The following is a 2,212-nucleotide window of genomic DNA, read 5'->3' on the forward strand; positions in this document are numbered from 1 at the left end:
CAAAAAGCTGAATTAAAAAGTGAAGACAGAAAAGTTGATTTCTCTAAGGACTTTGACGAATTTAAAATCGAGGAAAACTTGGTGTTTGTTACAAAAAATAATAAACATGGATTGTTCTATCTAGACGGTAAAACAATTGTTCCTTGCGAATATGATGAATTTGAAATTGAAGAAAATTTTGTCTTTACCTTTAAAAACAACAAACGTGGGTTGATGAATTTATATGGAGAAACAATCATTCCTTGCGAATATGATGAATTTGAAATTGAAGAAAATTTTGTCTTTACCTTTAAAAACAACAAGCGTGGGTTGATGAATTTATATGGAGAAACAATCATTCCTTGTAAATATGATAGTTTTAAAATTGAAGGCTCTATTGCAATTGTCACAAAAAACGGAAAAATGAAACAAATACAGCTTTAAAATCTTGAAGCGAAAAATGGGTATATGTAATTGCAAAGTTAACAGCTAACTCAAAAAACTATTCCTAATCAAAACGTTGCCTTTATTTGAGAATAAAAATGAAAATTCAATAATTGAACCCAACGAATCGATTTATTGTACTATAGCAACTAAAGCAATAAGAGAATATATTTAAATATTTTATTTTATAAAACCAGTCTATCAAGACATAATTATTACCCTAATTAAAACAGTCTAACACATATGAAAACAACAACAATTACACTGCTAATATTCTTACTCTTCTTAAGCTCTTGCAGCAAGACAGAAAAATTAGATTATCCTGAGTTCAATAAAGCCTACACTGATTTTATAGAATTAGCTACAAACGAATTTGGAACAAAATATGGAATGGCCATATCGGTCGTAAAAGACGACCGTATCATATTTGAGAAATATCTAGGAATAGCTAATGTCGATAAAAATATAAAAGTTAGTGAAAACACCCTTTTTTATATTGCTTCAATTACCAAATCGTTCACAGCAATGGCTGCTTTAATTCTCGAATCTAAAGGCCAACTTGATTTTGATAAATCATTAGCGGCATCCTTTCCAGAAATTAATTTTGCGCCAGAGCTTAAAGCCGATAGCATTACTATTGAACACTTAATTGTACATACATCTGGAATAGAAAATCGCCCCATAGGGAATTTAAAAGCATACACAGGTTCTTATGATAAAGATAAATTACTTGGATTATTGGAACAATTTACAGTAGTCAACACCAATGCTCCCTTTGGCGAATTTGAATACACCAATATAGGATACAATATTCTAGAAATGATTATGGAAAGAGAATTGGGTGCTGATTGGAAATCATTGGTTGAGCAAGAAGTACTAAAACCTTTAAAAATGAATCATACAAGTACACGTATGTCTACGGCTATAAAGCAAGGTTGGGAAATTGCAAAACCACACACACAAAATAATGATAAAAATCAATTAACTCGTCTTTCTCTAGAAAAAAAGGATAATACAATGCATGCCGCTGGTGGTATAATATCAACTGCCCAAGACATGGCAAGATGGATGATCGTACAATTAAACAATGGTAAAATTGATGAAGAACAAATAATCGACTCTAGTTTAGTTAACAATAGCCAGTTAAAACATGCCGAGCAGGATAGAGAGTGGTATGACCTTAAACGCTTCGGTTATGGTTACGGTTGGAACATAGCTACTAATCCAATAGGAGACTCTCTCGTTCATCATTATGGCGGGTTTAACGGTATGCATGCTCAATTCTCATTTGTGCGTAATACTGGGCTTGGTGTAGTTATAATGGCAAACGAAGCAGAGATGAGTCAATACCTTAATACTTTACTTAGTGCTTATGTATTTGATTATTTCTCAAAAAGAGAAAATTTAGATATTTACTATAAAGAAAAAATGAAAAAGTACCATAAAGATTATGCGCAAGCAATTGCATCAGATAATGAATATATGATTGAAATCGCAAAAAGACCTTGGAAGCTCGAACTACCTTTCTCTTCTTATGTTGGAACTTATAGAAGTGATTTATTTGGTTCCTTAATAGTACAAGAAGTTGAAGAAAACAAATTGGTAGTTATCATTGGTAACCTAAAATCTGATATAGCAACCCCACACACAACAAATGCTATTAGAGTACAAATGGCAAAAATAGGTGGTTTTCCAATCCAATTTACTTTAAATAAAAATACTGTAGAAAAAGCTACTTGGAAAGGACTAACATTTACCAAAGTAATAAATTAAAAACAACGAAAAGGTA

2 protein-coding genes are annotated in these 2,212 nt (G+C 31.6%); both read left to right on the top strand.

The window, feature by feature from the left end:
* A partial coding sequence (locus tag CXF67_RS09425; protein ID WP_145990438.1) for a WG repeat-containing protein occupies nt 1-423 on the top strand: 423 nt, incomplete at its 5' end.
* Nucleotides 424-666: 243 nt separating this feature from the next.
* Nucleotides 667-2,196, top strand: a complete 1,530-nt coding sequence (locus CXF67_RS09430) for a serine hydrolase domain-containing protein (protein WP_102088531.1) — start codon at nt 667-669, stop codon at nt 2,194-2,196.
* Nucleotides 2,197-2,212 lie beyond the last annotated feature (16 nt).

Source organism: Psychroflexus sp. MES1-P1E (assembly GCF_002836055.1).
GTDB lineage: Bacteria > Bacteroidota > Bacteroidia > Flavobacteriales > Flavobacteriaceae > Psychroflexus.

What these genes read in the sequence shown, in the direction of transcription:
- CXF67_RS09430 (WP_102088531.1), top strand. Translation starts at nt 667, where the DNA reads ATGAAAACAACAACAATTACACTGCTAATATTCTTACTCTTCTTAAGC.